This is a genomic window from Rhodopseudomonas sp. NSM, assembly GCF_052445935.1.
Lineage (GTDB): Bacteria > Pseudomonadota > Alphaproteobacteria > Rhizobiales > Xanthobacteraceae > Rhodopseudomonas.
Genome location: NZ_JBQTCH010000001.1, coordinates 607,571 through 624,300 on the forward strand (window position 1 = coordinate 607,571; position 16,730 = coordinate 624,300).

Annotated in this window: 13 protein-coding genes; 7 read left to right on the forward strand and 6 right to left on the reverse strand. The window is 68.4% G+C overall.

Going from position 1 to position 16,730, the window contains the following annotated elements:
• Positions 1–7: 7 nt before the first annotated feature.
• The gene (gene trhA, locus ACTZWT_RS02730) at positions 8–706 is read right to left on the reverse strand and encodes a PAQR family membrane homeostasis protein TrhA (RefSeq protein WP_444768176.1); all 699 of its coding nucleotides are present in this window, start codon (positions 704–706) and stop codon (positions 8–10) included.
• 225 nt (positions 707–931) lie between these two features.
• On the opposite strand from trhA, the gene ACTZWT_RS02735 reads away from it, so the two are divergent.
• The 4 genes from ACTZWT_RS02735 (at position 932) to ACTZWT_RS02750 (ending at position 6,500) form a co-directional block, all read left to right on the forward strand.
• Positions 932–2,401 carry a YcjX family protein gene (locus tag ACTZWT_RS02735; RefSeq protein ID WP_444768177.1) on the forward strand — a complete coding sequence of 490 codons (1,470 nt, stop codon included), beginning with the start codon at positions 932–934 and terminating at the stop codon, positions 2,399–2,401.
• A complete protein-coding gene (locus ACTZWT_RS02740; protein ID WP_444768178.1) occupies positions 2,398–3,516 on the forward strand; it encodes a YcjF family protein in 1,119 nt (372 codons plus the stop codon). Before ACTZWT_RS02735 ends, ACTZWT_RS02740 begins: the two co-directional genes overlap by 4 nt.
• A gap of 701 nt (positions 3,517–4,217) precedes the next feature.
• Positions 4,218–5,894 carry an adenylate/guanylate cyclase domain-containing protein gene (locus ACTZWT_RS02745; protein ID WP_444768455.1) on the forward strand — a complete coding sequence of 559 codons (1,677 nt, stop codon included), beginning with the start codon at positions 4,218–4,220 and terminating at the stop codon, positions 5,892–5,894.
• A 348-nt stretch (positions 5,895–6,242) separates the two neighbouring features.
• The gene (locus ACTZWT_RS02750; RefSeq protein WP_444768179.1) at positions 6,243–6,500 is read left to right on the forward strand and encodes a hypothetical protein; all 258 of its coding nucleotides are present in this window, start codon (positions 6,243–6,245) and stop codon (positions 6,498–6,500) included.
• A 76-nt stretch (positions 6,501–6,576) separates the two neighbouring features.
• Here the strand turns inward: ACTZWT_RS02750 and ACTZWT_RS02755 are convergent, their stop codons facing one another.
• A complete protein-coding gene (locus tag ACTZWT_RS02755; RefSeq protein ID WP_444768180.1) occupies positions 6,577–7,230 on the reverse strand; it encodes a hypothetical protein in 654 nt (217 codons plus the stop codon).
• 149 nt (positions 7,231–7,379) lie between these two features.
• Here ACTZWT_RS02755 and putA point away from each other — a divergent pair, with 149 nt between their 5' ends.
• Both putA and ACTZWT_RS02765 read left to right on the forward strand, forming a co-directional pair.
• The gene (gene putA, locus ACTZWT_RS02760) at positions 7,380–10,388 is read left to right on the forward strand and encodes a bifunctional proline dehydrogenase/L-glutamate gamma-semialdehyde dehydrogenase PutA (RefSeq protein WP_444768181.1); all 3,009 of its coding nucleotides are present in this window, start codon (positions 7,380–7,382) and stop codon (positions 10,386–10,388) included.
• 229 nt (positions 10,389–10,617) lie between these two features.
• Complete coding sequence (locus ACTZWT_RS02765) at positions 10,618–11,823, forward strand: CaiB/BaiF CoA transferase family protein (protein ID WP_444768182.1); 1,206 nt, start codon at positions 10,618–10,620, stop codon at positions 11,821–11,823.
• On the opposite strand, the gene ACTZWT_RS02770 is transcribed toward ACTZWT_RS02765, so the two are convergent.
• The 3 genes from ACTZWT_RS02770 to ACTZWT_RS02780 all read right to left on the reverse strand — a co-directional run bounded on the left by ACTZWT_RS02770 (position 11,824) and on the right by ACTZWT_RS02780 (position 15,013).
• On the reverse strand, positions 11,824–11,985 hold the full coding sequence (locus ACTZWT_RS02770) for a hypothetical protein (protein WP_444768183.1): 162 nt from the start codon (positions 11,983–11,985) through the stop codon (positions 11,824–11,826).
• 32 nt (positions 11,986–12,017) lie between these two features.
• On the reverse strand, positions 12,018–13,526 hold the full coding sequence (locus ACTZWT_RS02775; RefSeq protein WP_444768184.1) for a hypothetical protein: 1,509 nt from the start codon (positions 13,524–13,526) through the stop codon (positions 12,018–12,020).
• A 530-nt stretch (positions 13,527–14,056) separates the two neighbouring features.
• Positions 14,057–15,013, reverse strand: coding sequence for a hypothetical protein (locus tag ACTZWT_RS02780; RefSeq protein ID WP_444768185.1), 957 nt, complete (start codon positions 15,011–15,013; stop codon positions 14,057–14,059).
• A gap of 196 nt (positions 15,014–15,209) precedes the next feature.
• Between ACTZWT_RS02780 and ACTZWT_RS02785 the strand changes: the two genes are divergently transcribed.
• Positions 15,210–15,821, forward strand: a complete 612-nt coding sequence (locus tag ACTZWT_RS02785; protein WP_444768186.1) for a glutathione S-transferase family protein — start codon at positions 15,210–15,212, stop codon at positions 15,819–15,821.
• Positions 15,822–15,836: 15 nt separating this feature from the next.
• Here the strand turns inward: ACTZWT_RS02785 and ACTZWT_RS02790 are convergent, their stop codons facing one another.
• Positions 15,837–16,727, reverse strand: a complete 891-nt coding sequence (locus tag ACTZWT_RS02790) for an NAD(P)/FAD-dependent oxidoreductase (RefSeq protein WP_444768187.1) — start codon at positions 16,725–16,727, stop codon at positions 15,837–15,839.
• Positions 16,728–16,730: the final 3 nt, after the last annotated feature.

Genomic DNA, 16,730 nt, shown 5'->3' on the forward strand with positions numbered 1-16,730 from the left:
CCGAGCGTTAGGCGGCCAGCACCAGGTCCATCACCGCCACATAGTGGCAGGCGGCGGCGATCAGCACGAAGCCGTGCCAGATCGCGTTCTGGAATCGCAGCCGGCGCCAGGCGTGGAAGATCACGCCGAGCGTATACAGCGCGCCGCCGGCGGCAAGGAACCACATCGCCAGATTCGGCAGCGTTTCGATCACATGCTCATAGGCGATCAACCCGCTCCAGCCCATCGCCAGATACAGCCCGACCGAAAGCTTGTCGAACTTGCCCGGCTTGAACAGCTTCAGCAGGATGCCGATCAGGGCGACGCTCCACACGCCGGCGAGCAGCGCCAGCGCGAACGTCTGGTCCTTGATCTGGCTGATGATCGGTGTGTAGGTTGCGGCGATCAGGATGTAGATCGCCGAATGGTCGAACCGCCGCAGCAGCCATTTGCGCGGCGACACCGGCCACAGATTATAGGCCGCCGACAAACCCAGCATCGCCAGCAGGCCGGTGGCATAGACCGTGACCGAGACGAATTTGGACGTATTCGCGAACACTCCGGTCAGCGTGATCAACGCGGTCACGGCGATCAGGCCGGCGACGAGGCCCAGCACGTGGACCACGCCATCCGCAATCAGCTCAGCGCGATCGTAATTCCAGTGAACCGATCCCCTGGAGTCGATCCTGGAATGCGAATCGATTTGCTTCATCCGAAAGATCGTCATAGGCGGAGGCGACACCCTGTCTCGAATTGATCTGGCGCATTCATGGTTCACGACGGCAATGCAATACAATTCGCGGCGCGTCCTGCCGTTCCTGATCGATTTTATCCCCCTGAAAGGCGGCGAAGCCAAGGCCCCGGGGCCGATCGGCATCAGGTCGGATTGTCGCATCGCACGTTTTGCGGCTAGTTTCGCCGGTACCTGCCTCCTGATTGAACATTAGCGCGCATGGCCTTCCGTTTTTCCCATCTGGTCGAGGAAGCGTGGCTGTCGGCGCGGGCGCTGAAAGACTACAGCGAAACCATGTTCAATCCGACGATCCGGCTCGGTGTCACCGGATTGTCACGCGCCGGCAAGACGGTATTCATCACCGCGCTTGTGCACGGCCTGTCGCGCGGCGGCCGTTTCCCGATCTTCGAATCGATGTCGACCGGGCGGATCGCCAAGGCCCGGCTGGCGCCGCAGCCCGACGACGCGGTGCCGCGGTTCGGCTATGAGGGCTTTCTCGCCACCCTGATGGAGCAGCGCAGCTGGCCGAGCTCGACCGTAGATATCAGCGAGTTGCGGCTGGTGATCGACTATCAGCGCAAGAACGGCGCCGAGCGGACGCTGACGCTGGACATCGTCGACTATCCCGGCGAATGGCTGCTCGACCTGCCGCTGCTGACCAAAAGCTACGAAAAATGGGCGGCGGAGAGCCTGGCGCTGTCGCGGCAGGACCCGCGCCGACGCGTCGCCGTGAACTGGCACGCCCATCTCGCCACGCTCGACCCGAACGGCCGCGAGAACGAGCAGGAGACGCTGACCGCGGCGCGGCTGTTCACCACCTATCTGCGCGACTGCCGCAACGAGCAGTTCGCGATGAGCCTGCTGCCGCCGGGCCGCTTCCTGATGCCCGGCAACCTCGCCGGCTCGCCGGCGCTGACCTTCGCCCCGCTCGATGTGCCGGAGGGCGGCACCGCGCCGGAGCGCTCGCTGTGGGCGATGATGCGGCGGCGCTACGAGGCCTACAAGGACGTCGTGGTGCGGCCGTTCTTCCGCGATCACTTCGCCCGGCTCGACCGCCAGATCGTGCTGGCGGATGCGCTGTCGGCCTTCAATGCCGGCCCCGAGGCGCTGCACGATCTCGAAGCCGCGCTTGCCGGCATCCTCGACTGCTTCCGGGTCGGGCGCTCGACGCTGCTCTCCAGCGTGTTCCGGCCGCGGATCGACCGCATCCTGTTCGCCGCCACCAAGGCCGACCACCTGCACCATTCCAGCCACGACCGGCTCGAGGCGATCCTCCGCAAGCTGGTCGAGCGGGCGATGCAGCGCGCCGAATTCGCCGGCGCCAAGGTCGATGTGGTGGCGCTGGCCGCGGTGCGCGCCACCCGCGAGGCGCAGGTGCAGCGCGGCCGCGACCGGCTGCCATCGATCGTCGGCACCCCGATCATGGGCGAGATGGCCGACGGCGAAGTGTTCGACGGCGAGACCGAGGTCGCGACCTTCCCGGGCGACCTGCCGACCAATCTGCAGGGGCTGTTCAAGGGTGAGGACACCTTCCGCGGGCTGGCGGCGGGCTCACATCAGGACGCCGATTTCCGCTTTCTGCGCTTCCGGCCGCCGCGGCTCGATACGCGTGATCCCGAGGGTCCGGCACTGCCTCACATCCGCCTCGACCGCGCGCTCCAGTTCCTGATCGGAGACAAACTGCAATGACCGAGCGGGTGCCTCCCCGAAGGCCGGCGACCTTCAAGCTCACCGACCCGAGCGTCGTGCTGATCGATGCCGACGACAGCGGCAGCACCAGCCGCGCTGCCGCGCAGGCGAGCGCGACGACGTCAGCATCGTCCTCGGCGTCGTCGTCAGCCTCGGCATCAGCCTCGGCGCCGCCGCCGCGGGCGCGGATCCAGCTCGCTAGGGAAGCCGAGCCGCCGATCGTCGCGCCGAAGCCGCCGGCCAGCGTCATCAACCCGAAGAAGGGTTTTCGCTGGGGCGCGCTGTTCTGGACGGCCGCAACCGGGCTGGTGACGCTGGCGTTCTGGCTGTGGGTCAGCAAGCTGATCGAGGATCTGTTCGCGCAGAGCCAGATGCTCGGCACCGTCGGCATGGTGCTGGCGCTGCTGGCCGCCGGCTCGCTCGCGATCATTGTCGGCCGCGAGGCGTTCGGCCTGATCCGGCTGGCGCGGATCGAGCAGTTGCACGCCCGCGCCGCCAAGGTGCTGGAAACCGACAACCGCGCCGAGGCCCAGGCGATCATTCGCGAGCTCTTGAAATTCGAGCACCCCAATCCGCAGCTCGCCCATGGCCGCGCCATGCTCGCCAAACATGTCGACGACATCATCGACGGCGCCGACCTGATCCGGCTGGCCGAGCGCGAGCTGATGACGACGCTCGACATCGAGGCGCGGGTGTTGATCTCGAAGGCGGCGCAGCGCGTCTCGCTGGTCACCGCGATCAGCCCGAAGGCGCTGATCGACGTGCTGTTCGTGGCGATCGTCGCCACCCGGCTGATCGGCCAGCTGGCGCGGCTGTATGGCGGCCGCCCCGGCGCGCTCGGCATGTTCAAGCTGATGCGGCAGACAGTGTCGCACCTCGCCGTCACCGGCGGCATCGCGCTCAGCGACAGCGTGATGCAATCCGTGCTCGGCCACGGCCTCGCCTCGCGGCTGTCCGCCAAGCTCGGCGAAGGCGTCGTCAACGGCATGCTGACCGCCCGCCTCGGCCTCGCCGCCATCGACCTGACGAGGCCGCTCCCCTTCGACGCCCTGCCCCGGCCGGTGCTCGGCGATCTCGTCAAGGACCTGCTGAAGAAGCGCGAGAAGGAAGAGTAAGCGGGCGGACGCATGCGGCGGTTCAGCACTTGTTAACTTCCGCTAACGGCTCGTTAACGATGATCGCGATCGAAGCGCCGGCCTCGGCTCCCCACGCTGTGAGAGGCGAAGAAGCGCACTTCGTGCACGAACAAGAAGTGCGCTTCGTGCCGAAGCTGGAAAGATGAGCTGCCCCGCGGCACGGCGCGCTCCCTCGCCCCGCCCTTGCGGGGAGAGGGTTGGGGTGAGGGGCGACGCAAGCATTGAGTCTCTGCCTTGCGGAAGCGCCCCCTCACCCGCCCGGCTTCGCGGCGCTCGCGGGCTCCAGCCCGGTGTCGATAAGTGGCTTGGTCATGCCTATCCTCTGTCGTCCCCGCGCAGGCGGGGACCCATACGCCGCAGCATCTCGATTGAAACCTTGTGGCAGAGGCCTTCCTTCACTCGGGAAGCCAGGGGATATGGGTCCCCGCCTGCGCGGGGACGACTCGTTGCGGATGCAGCGGCTGAATAATCGATTCATATGCGATCGCCCTGCCGCAAGCGGGGAGAGGTGAAGGCACGGTATCGCGAATGCCGCCCCGCGTGTTGACCGCGGCCGGGATTCCCTCGACAACCCGCCAGTGCCGAACCCGCGAACCATCACCGACCGACCTCGCAGCGTGGACGTGACGCGTCCGCACCGCTTCGGCTTCGTCCGCCGCATCGGCCTGCGCCAGGTCCGGATGTTCACCGGGCTGGTGCTGTTCGCCTATCTGCTCAGCCACTACCTCAATCACGCGCTCGGCAACGTCTCGGCGGAGGCGCTCGAAGCCGGGGTGATGTGGCACCTCGCATTCTGGCAGTTCCTGCCGGTGGCGATCCTGTTTTACGGCTCGGTCGCGGTGCATACCGGACTGGGGCTGTGGGCGCTGGTTCAGCGCCGGCAATTCCGATGGCGCACGGTCGAGCCGCTGCAGCTCCTGCTCGGCCTCAGCGTGCCGCTGCTGATCTACAGCCATGTGATCGGGCTGCGGCTCAGCAACGCGCTGTACGACATCGACAAGCTGTATCCGCAGGTGTTCTACGCCTATTGGATCGCGGAGCCGACCTACCGGCTGTGGCTGATGGTGACGGTCCTGGTGGTGGCGTGGGTCCATGGCTGCATCGGGCTGTATATCTGGCTGCGTATCAAACCGATGGCGCGCCGGGTGATGCCGTGGCTGCTCGCGCTCGCGGTGCTGATCCCGACGCTGGCGCTGCTCGGCTTCTATCAGGGTGGCCGCGACACCATCCGGGCGGCATCGGCGCCGGGCTGGCAGGACGCCAACATGTCGGTGAAGCAGCTCGGCACGCTGCACCAGCGGGCGACGCTCGACCGGATCGGCGACGCGTTCGTGGTCGGCTATCTCGGGCTGATCGGCCTGGCGCTGCTCGGGCGCGCCGCGCGCAGCCTGAACGAGCGGCGCGGCGGCATGATCCGTCTCACCTACGGCACCGACCGCAGCATCCGCGTGCCGAAGGGCACCAGCGTGCTGGAGGCGAGCCAGCGCCACAACATTCCGCATGCCAGCGTCTGCGGCGGCCGCGCCCGCTGCTCGACCTGCCGGATTCGCGTGATCGGCGACCCCGCCGAGCTGCCGGCGCCGTCGGGCCGCGAGGCCTTCGTGCTCGCCAGCGTGGGTGCCGGCGACGATCCGTCGGTCCGCCTCGCCTGCCAGCTCCGGCCGACCCACGACCTCGCCTTCATGCCGGTCTTTGCGCCGCGCAACGCGGCGGCGGCACGGCGGATGGCGCGCGCCACGAAAGCCGGCGAGGAGCGCTACCTCGTCAGCATGTTCGTCGACCTGCGCGGCTCGACCAAGATCGCCGAGACGCGGCTGCCGTTCGACACCGTGTTCATCGTCAACCGTTTCCTCGGCGCGGTGTCGCGCGCCGTGATCGCTTGCGGCGGCCGGCCCAATCAGTTCATCGGCGACGGCGTGCTGGCGCTGTTCGGCCTCGAGGACACGCCGCGCGACGCTTGCCGCAACGCGATCCGCGCCGCCTCGGCGATCGCCGCCGCCGTCGACGAACTCAACGGCTTCATCGGCCACGATCTCCCCGAACCGATCCGCTTCGGCATCGGCATCCATGGCGGCGACGTCATCCTCGGCGAGATCGGCTATCGCGACCACATGGTGTTCACCGCGCTCGGCGACTCGGTCAACGTCGCGGCCCGGCTGCAGGACATGACCAAGGCGCTCGGCTGCGAGACGCTGCTGTCCGACGAACTGCGCGCCACCGCCGGCATCGCCGCGGATTCGTGGCCGACCCAGCAGGTCGAGATCCGCGGCCGCGCCGAGCCGATGCTGGTCTGCCCGATCGCGCAATCGCGCGACCTCGCCGCGGCGCTCGACCACAGCGAACTGACGTTGGCGTAAGAGCAGGCCGAAAGCCAGCAACCATGCCGTCATTCCGGGGCGCGAGCGCAGCTCGCGAACCCGGAATCCGGAGCTGTTCAGCGCGCCTCGTTCACCAACCTCCGGATTCCGGGTCCGCGCCTGACGGCGCGTCCCGGAATGACTTGCGTGGGGCAGCCACGACCGGATCGATCCGCTTTCCGACAACGTGATCCAGAGCACATTGCGCAAATCGCCTCCTCGATCCGCCGCCACACGGCGTGAACCCGCGCAAATTTCATCGCGACGAACGTGCGATGGGCAGGTCCACGACCACCGGACTTGATGAAGTAACAACCGCGCCGCGGGCGCATTTCGAGGAGAACGACCATGTTTCGCAAGATCGCACTTGGACTGTTTGCTGCCGCTTCGCTCAGCGTCGTCGCGCTGGCGCCGACTTCCGCTTCCGCCGGCGGCGGCAAGTGGCATCACCATGGCTGGGGCCATCACCACCACTTCCACGGCCCCGCCTTCGGCGTCGGCTATATCGGTGCCGGCTACGGCGCCGGTTACGGAAGCTGCTACGTCACCCGCCGCGTTCCGACCCCGCACGGCTGGCGCTGGCGCACCTTCAACATCTGCTACTGAGGTTTTCCGACGTCGCAGATGTGGGAGTCCCGGCCGCCGGCGCGGCCGGGATTTCCGTTTCCCGATGAGCTGATGATCAGTCCAGCTTGACCCACTGAGCGACCGGCATCACTTCAGGCGCCTTCGCATAGCCTCGGGTCCACATGTCGACCACCCACTGGGCGCCGCTGCCGCGCTCGACCAGCACCGCGGTGTTGTGCGGCGTCTGCAGCACCAGCACGTTGCCGCGATATTTCGGATCGCCGACGCTGTGATGCTTCAACAGCCCCCAGCCCTGCATCACCAGCAACAGGCTGGTGGTGTTGCGGGTGGTGTCCCAGCAATCGAAATTGTGCTTGTCGTCGAAGTAACGGAAATCCGCGCGGGCGATCCGCTTGTCGGTGCCGAGCACCGGACCGAGCCTTCGGTCGAGCCACACCACCGCCTTCTGCACCGCCGCGCGCTCGGCGGCGGCCGAGGCCCGGCCCGAGGCCATGATCCGCGACAGCGCGGCGCGGTCGCCCGGGCCGAAGGCGAGTTCGTGGCGGCGGCGGCAGACGAAGCCGTAGCATACCGTCATGCCGGAGGCCGATGGCGGGTTGATCGACACCGAACTGTAGAGCTGCGCCACCTCCCGGCTGAGCGGATCGGCCCGCGCTGGCAACAGGCCCGCGCCGACCGCCGAGATCGCCGCGAGCACCAGCGCCAAGCCGCGCCACCGCTGCGATCGACCGACTAATCCCACTTGCATCCTCGCTCCTGCCCGCATCTTCATCGCCGGGACGCTAGCGTGACCGGCCTGCGGTGCCAATATTGGAGTCGGGCGGCGGCGTATTTGCGGGACGGCTGATGCGTCCCGCACACACCGTCCGCACCGCGGATTCCGCGCGAGGACCGATCATGCCGCCTGATTCGCCGCTTCCCGCATTCGACGCCGCCTACGCGCCCGACGACGCCACGCTCGCGGCGGCGCTGATCGCGGCGATGCCGCGCGACCCCGCAGGTGAGGCGCGGATCGACACGACCGCGACCGGACTGATCGCCGCGATCCGCGCCGGCGATCACCACCTCGGCAGCGTCGAGGCGATGCTGCGCGAATACGCACTGTCGACCAGAGAAGGGCTGGCGCTGATGGTGCTGGCCGAAGCGCTGCTGCGGGTGCCGGATGCGGCGACGGCCGACGCCTTCATCGAGGACCGGCTCGGCCAGGGCGATTTCGCGCATCACCGCATCAAGTCCGATGCGCTGCTGGTCAATGCCTCGGCCTGGGCACTCGGCCTGTCGGCACGCGTGGTGCAAGCCGGCGACACGCCGCAAAGCACGCTCGCCGCGCTGGCGAAGCGGATCGGCGCGCCGGCGGTGCGCGCGGCGACCCGGCAGGCGATGCGGCTGCTCGGCAATCACTTCGTGCTCGGCGAGACCATCGACGATGCGCTCGCCCGCGCGCAGGCGCATGGTGCCGGCGGCGCGCGCTATTCCTACGACATGCTCGGCGAAGGCGCGCGCACGCAGGCCGACGCCGAGCGTTACTACGCGTCCTATGCGCGGGCGATCGAGGCGATCGGCCGCACCGCCGGCAACGCGCCGCTGCAGGCGCGGCCGGGCATCTCGGTGAAACTCTCGGCGCTGCATCCGCGGTTCGAGGCGGTGAGCCATGACAGGGTGATGCGCGAGCTGACGCCGCGCCTGATCGAGCTGGCGCGCCAGGCCAAACACCACGACCTCGGCTTCACCGTCGACGCCGAGGAGGCCGACCGCCTCGAACTCTCGCTCGAAGTGTTCGCCGCCTGCCTCGCCGACCCCTCGCTCAAAGGCTGGGACGGCTACGGCCTCGCGGTGCAGGCCTATCAGAAACGCGCCTCCGCGGTGATCGACCACGTCGATGCGCTGGCGCAACGCTTCGATCGCCGGCTGATGCTGCGGCTGGTGAAGGGCGCCTATTGGGACACCGAGATCAAGCGCGCGCAGGAGCGCGGGCTCGACGACTATCCGGTGTTCACCCGCAAGGCGATGACCGACCTCAACTACCTGCATTGCGCCGACAAGCTCCTGCGCTTGCGGCCGCGGATCTTCCCGCAATTCGCCAGCCACAACGCGCTGACGGTCGCCAGCGTGCGCGAGCTCGCCGGCGACAGCGACGGCTATGAATTCCAGCGGCTGCACGGCATGGGCGAGGCGCTGTATGCGCGGCTGCGCGCCGAGCATCCCGAGCTGGAATGCCGGATCTACGCGCCGGTCGGCGGCCATCGCGATCTGCTGGCCTATCTGGTGCGGCGGTTGCTGGAGAACGGCGCCAATTCCTCGTTCGTGGCGCAGGCCGGCGACGACACCGTGCCGGTGGCGGAACTGTTGCGACGGCCCGAGGAGATCATCGGCGCGCCGAACGACGCCCGCCATCCGAACATCCCGCTGCCGCGCGATCTATTTCAGCCGCAGCGGCAGAATTCGCGCGGCATCGAATTCGGCGACCGCGCCGCGCTGCAGCGGCTGGTGAGCGAGATCGACGCTGCGCGCCGGCCGCTGCCGCGCATCACCCCCGCAACGCCGGAAGATGCCGCCGCCGCGATTGTCGCTGCGCGTGACGGCTTCGCGGATTGGAGCCGGACGCCCGCCGACACCCGCGCCGCCGCGCTGGTGCGCGCGGCCGATCTTCTCGAGCAGCGCCGCGCGAACTTCATCGCGCTGCTGGAGGACGAAGCCGGCAAGACGCTCGACGATTGCGTTGCGGAGGTCCGCGAGGCGGTCGACTATTGCCGCTACTACGCGACCGAAGGCCGCCGCCTGTTCGGCGACGGTGTCGTGCTGCCCGGCCCGACCGGCGAGCGCAACACGCTGCGGCTGCGCGGCCGCGGCGTGTTCGTCGCGATCTCGCCGTGGAATTTTCCGCTGGCGATTTTTCTCGGGCAAGTCACCGCGGCGCTGATGGCCGGCAACGCGGTGGTCGCCAAGCCGGCTGAGCAGACGCCGGTGGTCGCGGAAGCCGCCGTGCGGTTGCTGCACGAATCCGGCGTGCCGCGGGCCGCGCTGCAGCTCGTGCAGGGCGACGGCGCGATCGGCGCGGCGCTGGTGGCGCATCGCGACGTCGCCGGCGTGGTGTTCACCGGCTCGACCGAGGTGGCGCGCGCGATCAACCGCGCGCTCGCGGCGAAGGACGGCCCGATCGTGCCGCTGATCGCCGAGACCGGCGGCATCAATACGATGATCGTCGACGCCACCGCGCTGCCCGAGCAGGTCGCCGACGACGTCGTGGCCTCGGCGTTCCGCTCCGCCGGCCAGCGCTGCTCGGCGCTGCGGCTGTTGTTCGTGCAGGACGACGTCGCCGACCGGATGATCGAGATGATCGCCGGCAGCGCCCGCGAACTGACCATCGGCGATCCACGCGATCCGGCGACCCATATCGGCCCGGTGATCGACGCCGAGGCCAAGGCGAAGCTCGATGCGCATGCCGCGAAGATGACGCGCGAGGCGAGCGTGCAATTTGCAGGCACTGCACCGACGCAAGGCAACTACGTCGCGCCACACGTCTTCGAACTGCGCGACGCGTCACACCTGACCGAAGAGGTGTTCGGCCCGATCCTGCACGTGGTGCGCTACAAGGCATCCGATCTGGACGATGTGCTCGCCACGATCGCGCGCAGCGGCTACGCGCTGACGCTCGGCGTGCAGTCGCGGATCGACGACACCGTGGCGCGCATCGTCGACCGGCTGGCGATCGGCAACGTCTACGTCAACCGCAACATCATCGGCGCCGTGGTCGGCGCGCAGCCGTTCGGCGGCTCGGGCCTGTCCGGCACCGGCCCGAAGGCCGGCGGCCCGCATTATCTGCCGCGCTTCGCGCTGGAACAGACGCTGTCGATCAATACCGCGGCCGCCGGCGGCAACGCGGCGCTGCTGTCGGAACAGGACTGAGACACCCGGCCATTCAATATCCGTCATTGCGAGCGCAGCGAAGCAATCCAGAGCTCCGTGCACTGCAACGCTGGATTGCTTCGTCGCTTCGCTCCTCGCAATGACGGGAGTTGCGGTTCCAATATTGCATCGTCCGGCCAACCCGGTTCATATGCGCGCCGCAGCCGGAAACCTGCGCCAGCACGAATTCCGGACGACGAAAAACAAGAAACGCCAGGAGCGACGCACAATGGACGACGGCATCTTCAAGGGCCTCAAGGTGCTCGATTGCGCGAGCTTCATCGCAGCCCCCGCGGCGGCGACCGTGCTGTCGGATTTCGGCGCCGACGTCATCAAGATCGAGCCGCCGGGCGCCGGCGATCCCTATCGCAACCTGCCGAACCTGCCGGGCTATCCGCGCAGCGAGCACAACTACGCGTGGATGATCGAGAGCCGCAACAAGCGCAGCCTCGCGCTCGACCTCGCCAAGCCGGAAGGCAAGGAGGTGTTGCGCCGGCTGGTCGCCGGGGCCGACGTGTTCATCACCAATTTCCCGCCGCAGGTGCGGGCGCGGCTCGGCATCGCCTATGCGGATCTGGCGCCGCTCAACGCGCGGCTGATCTATGCCAGCTTCACCGGCTATGGCGAGCGCGGCGAGGAGGCCAACAAGCCGGGCTTCGACAGCAATGCGTGGTGGGCGCGCTCCGGCATGATGGATCTGGTCCGCGCCGATGAAGACACCACGCCGGCCCGCTCGGTCGCCGGCATGGGCGATCATCCCTGCGCGATGGCGCTGTACGGCGCCATCGTCACCGCGTTGTACAAGCGCGAGCGCAGCGGCAAGGGCAGCGAGGTGAAGTCGAACCTGATGGCCAACGGCGTGTGGTCGTCGAGCGTGCTGGCGCAGGCCAAGCTGGTCGGCGCGCAGTTCCAGCCGCGGATGCCGCGCGAGCGCGCGCTCAACGCGGTGGCTAATCACTATCGCTGCCGCGACGGCCGCTGGCTGATCCTGTCGCTGCTCAACGAAGAGAAGCAGTGGCCGACGCTGACGCGCTGCCTCGGCCGTGAGGACCTCACCGACGATCCGCGCTTCGCCACCAAACCCGACCGCCATGCCCGCTCGGTCGAACTGATCGCGATCTTCGACGAGATCTTCGCGACCCGCGACCTTGCCGACTGGCGCAAGGCGCTCGACGGCAGCGGGCTGGTGTTCGGCGTCGTCGGCATCCTCGACGACATCCCGAACGATCAGCAGATGATCGACAACGACGTGCTGGTGCCGTTCGAGAACAACACCATCATGACCATCAACAGCCCGATCTGGGTCGAGGGCAGCGCCAAGACGCGGCCGCGGCTGCCGCCGGCGCTCGGCGAGCACAGCGACGACGTGCTGCGCGGCGCCGGCTACGACGACGCGGCGATCCGCGCGCTGCGGACGTCGGGCACCGTGGGATAATCAGCGACCGAAGAAGATCCAGCCGAAGGCGGCGAGCGCAATCAGCGCGGTGACGGCGATCACGAAGCCGGAGACGCGGACCTCGCTCGCGGTCTTGCGCGACGCTTCATTGTCGGCGATTTCCTGATTGCGCTGCTTGGTGTCCGGACTCGGATCGCTCATCGCGGCCTCCTCACTTCGGCCTGTGCCCGGGATCAGCGGTGGCCGACGAAGCACATGCCGATCGGAAACGCCGCCGCGCCACGCACCGGCTGGCAGGTCAACCCGGCCGCGCAGCGCCAGTTCCCGAAGCTCGGATCGATGGTGCCGTCCGGGCCGGCAAGGCCGCACGCCGCGCCCCAGCCGTCGTCGTCGGTGCCGTTCAGTGCGGTGGCGCCGCGCAGTTGCGGCCGATCGGTGAAGCCGCGCGAATAGTCGGGCGCGCGGCCGTCGCGGATCGCAGCGACGATGTCGCGGCGGCGGGGCTGGTCGCCGACGAAATGCGGCGATCCCGGCGCGGCGGCGCGCGACGCCGATTCCGCGCTCCCGTCGACGCCCGGGAAATGGAAACCGCCGATGCCGAGCGTCTGATGACAGCCGGAGCAGGTGATGTCGTTGAGCCGCCGCGCGAACCCGGCCGGCGAGCGGATATTCTGCAAGGCGACGCCGCGATCAGCCGCGCGCTGCAGCGCCGCGACCACGTCGTCATCGCTGAACAGCGGATCTGGCGTGCCCTGGCCTGCGAGGCCGAAAGCGAGCCGCAGCTCCGAATGCGTGAATGCCGCCGGCGTCGCGGCGATGGCGCTGTGGGCGAGATAGGCTTCGGGCACGAACAGCGTGCCGCGATCGAATGCCGCGAAATTCTCCGGCTGCAGGAGCCAGCGCTTGAACCGCGATCCGAGATCGCGGTCGGCCAGCAGCTTGTCGCGATCGATCTGGTTCTCCATCGGCGCGGCCTGATAACGCTGCGACGCCGGATCGAAGCGGAAGACTTTCATCAGATAGTCCGCACGAAACGCGCCGCCCGCTGCGGCCGGCATCGTGGCGATCTGCAGATTGATCTCGATGCGGTCGATATCCGCGGGACCGAGGAGCGCCAGCGGGCCATCCGCCGCGATCAGCCTGCGCGCCAGATCGGCGCCGGTGTCGGGCCATTCGCCCGCGGCGAGCCAGCGCCGCGCGACCTCGCGGCAGGCGATGCCGGCGGCCGTCGCGCGCAGCACGATGTTCAGCGTCATCGGCAGCCGCTGCGGCGCGCCGGCTGCGTCGTCGATCGGCCGATAGATCAGCCGGATCTCGCCGCAACCGTCGGCTGCGACGAAGCCGCGGTCGAGCCGGTTGACGATGCCGGCGAGCACGAAGCGCGTCGCGTCGGCATAGAGCCGGTCGCGGTCGAACAGCCGCAGGGTTTGTCCCGGACGCGCCTGCTGATAGTTAAGGAATTCGTCGTCGAGTTCGGCGCGCAGCGCCGTCATCGCCGGCAGCGCGAACAGTCGATCGTTGTGCAGCGGCCCGGACGACGAGGGATCGAGCATCTGCCGCAGGCCGAAGCCCGGATGCGTCGAGCCGTCGTCACGATGATCGCGCCGATCGAGTTCACGCAGCGCCAGCGGATCGGTGATCGCAAGGCCACGTGACAAATCTTCGGCCGGCCCGGCTGCCGCAGGCCGCAGCAGAGCGCTGATCAGCAATGCCAGGCCGAGGAGACGTCGCACCCGTGCCATGCTCCCGAGCAGTCGCGCTGCGAAGGAGCAGCGGGTCTGCGGAGAAGCTAACGCAATTCTGTCTCCGATGGAATCAGCACTGATGGTCCTGGACACTCACCACAGGCACAACTGAGGAGGCGCGCAGCGCCGTCTCGAACCATGCGCCACGGGCCCTGCGTCACCCCATCCTTCGAGACGCCCGGCTTCGCGGGCTCCTCAGAATCCGACTAATGCAGGCAGCAAAATCAATCGCGTTTGAAGGTTCACGTCGCAATTCACTCCGTCATGGCCGGGCTCGTCCCGGCCATCCACGCCTTTCTCGCGGCTTCCGCTGCATGGCGTGGATGCCCGGCACAAGGCCGGGCATGACGAGTTGAGACGACAGTGACTGATTCCATTGGCCGCATTTTCGGTCAGACTCTCAGGATGACGAGTCAGCGCATCTGGCAAGGGCCATATCGATTCGATCAATCGATAGAACCCCCCAAAGCAAACGGCGCGACGTGTCTGCATACGCCGCGCCGCCGAACAACAAGCCTGTGTAACGATCAGCGCCCGACGATCAGGCCGCGGCTGGTGACCACCACCCAGCGTCCGTCCTGGCGTCGGATCGCGTCGACGCGGCCGAGGCCCGGTACCGGATCGCCGGCATAGACTTCGAACGTGCCCTGGCGACCGACGATCACCGCGCCGCCGTCATAGACTTCGCGCAGCACCCAGCCGGAGACCGTCGGCAGCCGGCCGACGTCGTTCGGTTTCGCCGCCGGCTTCGGCGGCACCGAGCCGGTGATGTCCTGCGATGCGGAGGCGACCTGTGCCGGTGCGGGCGCGGGCGCCGGCTTCTCGGCCTGCGCGGTGCGCAGCTTTTCCACGGTCTCGCTCAGCCTGGCGATCTTCTGCGCCGGTTCGGCCTGCGCCTTTTCGACCTTCTCGATCCGATCATTGGCCTTGGCGATCTGGGCGCTGGCGGCCTTGTCGGCGCGATCGACGCTGGCCTTCAGCGCGGCGAGTTCGGTCTGCAGCTTGGAGACCTGCTCGTCCAGCGCGCGCGTCTGCGCCTGCGCCTCGGCCGCCGCATCGGCATTGCCGCCGACATGCGCGAAGCCTGCGCTGGTCAGCGCGCCGCCGGCTGCGCCCGCGATCGCGGCCAGAATGACAGCGACGGCGACCAGCGCCAGTTGCCGGCGGCCGTGCGGCTTTGCGGCCGACGCGTCGGGTTCATCCGGCGCCTCGACCTCGATCTCGTCGTCCCAGTGGCGAGCCCAGTCCTCTTTGCGCGGCGGCGCCATGATGGTGACGGTGCCGGGGCGGCGCTGGGCGATCTCGCCGGCCGATGTCGCGGACTCGTTCGCCGGCTCGGCCCCGGGGCCTTGCGACGAAGCGGCATCGCCGTTCGCGTTCACGGCCGGCGGCTGCGCGGAATGCGCGGCGCCTTCCGACGCGCCCGCCGCAGCGCCGGCGCCAGCCTGATCTTCGCCGTTGGGCTGTTTGCGATGCTCGTCCACGTCAAATCCTCCTGATACGCTTGACCATTCGGTAACTTTGATTACTTGCCAATCCGTTACTTCCCTCGTTGCTTACCAAAATTTCAGGATTCAGATCCCCGGCGCGCCGCGGCCGCGCGGCTTTGCGCCGCGCGCTGTCCCGCGCTAGGACAGATCGTTGCAACGGCGCACCAAGCCGCCGATCAGGGAGACGACCATGAAGCTGTACGATTCGATCGGGCCCAATCCGCGCCTGGTGCGGATGTTCATCGCCGAGAAGGGCCTGACGATCCCGACCCAGAGCGTCGACATCCGGGCCGGCGACAACCGCAAGCCCGAGCATCTGGCGCGCAATCCGCACGGACAGACCCCCACTCTCGAACTCGACGATGGCAGCTTTTTGTCGGAGATCACCGCGATCTGCGAATATCTCGAAGAGAAACATCCGACCCCGCCGCTGATCGGCTCGACCGCCGAGGAGCGCGCCGAGTGCCGGATGTGGACCCGGCGGATCGACCTCTATGTCTGCGAGCCGCTGACCAATGGCTTCCGCTTCAGCGAAGGCCTGAAGATGTTTCAGAACCGCTTGCTGTGTGTCCCCGAAGCCGCGTCCGGGCTGAAGAAAATGGCCGCCGACCGGCTGCAATGGATGAACGCGCAGATGCAGGGCAAGGAGTTCGTCTGCGGCGCGCGCTTCACGCTCGCCGATCTCTTGCTGTACGGCTGGATCGATTTCGGCGCGCAGGTCGGCCAGCCGCTCGATCCGGCCAACACCGTGCTGGTGGAATGGCACAAGCGGATCGCGGCGCGGCCGTCGGCGAAGGCTTAGTCGAGCCTGCCGTCGTCAGGCGTCCGGCCACACCAGCGAGCGATGCAGGCTTGCGCCGGCCCAGGCGCCGTCGGCGACCGCCAGCGACAGCGAATGCGGCACCCGCGCCGCATCGCCGCAGGCGAACGCGCCCGGCACGCTGGTCTGTTTCGCCTCGTCGGTGACGATCTGCGTGCCGAACGGCGTCTCGCCCAGCGCGCAGCCCAGCAATTCGGCGACCGGCGTCGCCGGCGCGTTGCGTGCGGTGGTGAAGATGCCGGCGAACGGCAGCCGCCGGCCGTCGCTCAGCACGATGTCGGCATGGCCGTCGACGCGCGCGACCGGCGTGTCCTCGATGGTCACGCCGCGGGCGATCAGATCGGCGCGCGTCGCGTCGTCAGCCGCGACGGCGGCGTTGGTGAACAGCGTGACCTCGCCCCATTCGGGCAGCAATTGCGCCTGATGCAGCGACATCGGCCCGGTGGCGATCACCGCGATACGGCCCTGGTCGAGTTCGTAGCCGTGGCAATACGGACAGAGAAACACGCTGACGCCCCAGCGCGCCTGCAGCCCCTCGATCGCCGGCAGACGATCCGACACGCCGGTGGCGAACAGCAAGCGCCGGCCGCCATGCTGCGCGCCGTCGCGCGTCGTCACGGCGAATGCGTCTTTCGTGCCCGATGCGGCGTCGGCCACGCCGTCGATCCAGCGCAGCGTCTTGTAGGCCTCGATTTGCCGCCGCGCCGAGGCGGCGATTGCGGCCGGATCGGCGCCGTCCTGGCCGAGAAAGCCGTGCGAATGCGCGGCGAAGCGGTTGCGGCGCTCGCCGGCGTCGATCACCAGCACGCTGCGGCGGGCGCGCAGGAGCTGAAGCGCGGCGGCCATGCCCGCATAGCTGCCGCCGATCACGATGACGTCGTGCTGCATGTC

Bases quoted from the DNA above. Each gene is read 5' to 3' on its own strand.
- ACTZWT_RS02775 (WP_444768184.1), bottom strand. From the start codon at position 13,526: ATGGCACGGGTGCGACGTCTCCTCGGCCTGGCATTGCTGATCAGCGCT.
- ACTZWT_RS02735 (WP_444768177.1), top strand. From the start codon at position 932: ATGGCCTTCCGTTTTTCCCATCTGGTCGAGGAAGCGTGGCTGTCGGCG.
- ACTZWT_RS02765 (WP_444768182.1), top strand. From the start codon at position 10,618: ATGGACGACGGCATCTTCAAGGGCCTCAAGGTGCTCGATTGCGCGAGC.
- putA (WP_444768181.1), top strand. From the start codon at position 7,380: ATGCCGCCTGATTCGCCGCTTCCCGCATTCGACGCCGCCTACGCGCCC.
- ACTZWT_RS02740 (WP_444768178.1), top strand. From the start codon at position 2,398: ATGACCGAGCGGGTGCCTCCCCGAAGGCCGGCGACCTTCAAGCTCACC.
- ACTZWT_RS02790 (WP_444768187.1), bottom strand. From the start codon at position 16,727: ATGCAGCACGACGTCATCGTGATCGGCGGCAGCTATGCGGGCATGGCC.
- trhA (WP_444768176.1), bottom strand. From the start codon at position 706: ATGACGATCTTTCGGATGAAGCAAATCGATTCGCATTCCAGGATCGAC.
- ACTZWT_RS02745 (WP_444768455.1), top strand. From the start codon at position 4,218: ATGTTCACCGGGCTGGTGCTGTTCGCCTATCTGCTCAGCCACTACCTC.
- ACTZWT_RS02755 (WP_444768180.1), bottom strand. From the start codon at position 7,230: ATGCAAGTGGGATTAGTCGGTCGATCGCAGCGGTGGCGCGGCTTGGCG.
- ACTZWT_RS02770 (WP_444768183.1), bottom strand. From the start codon at position 11,985: ATGAGCGATCCGAGTCCGGACACCAAGCAGCGCAATCAGGAAATCGCC.
- ACTZWT_RS02750 (WP_444768179.1), top strand. From the start codon at position 6,243: ATGTTTCGCAAGATCGCACTTGGACTGTTTGCTGCCGCTTCGCTCAGC.
- ACTZWT_RS02785 (WP_444768186.1), top strand. From the start codon at position 15,210: ATGAAGCTGTACGATTCGATCGGGCCCAATCCGCGCCTGGTGCGGATG.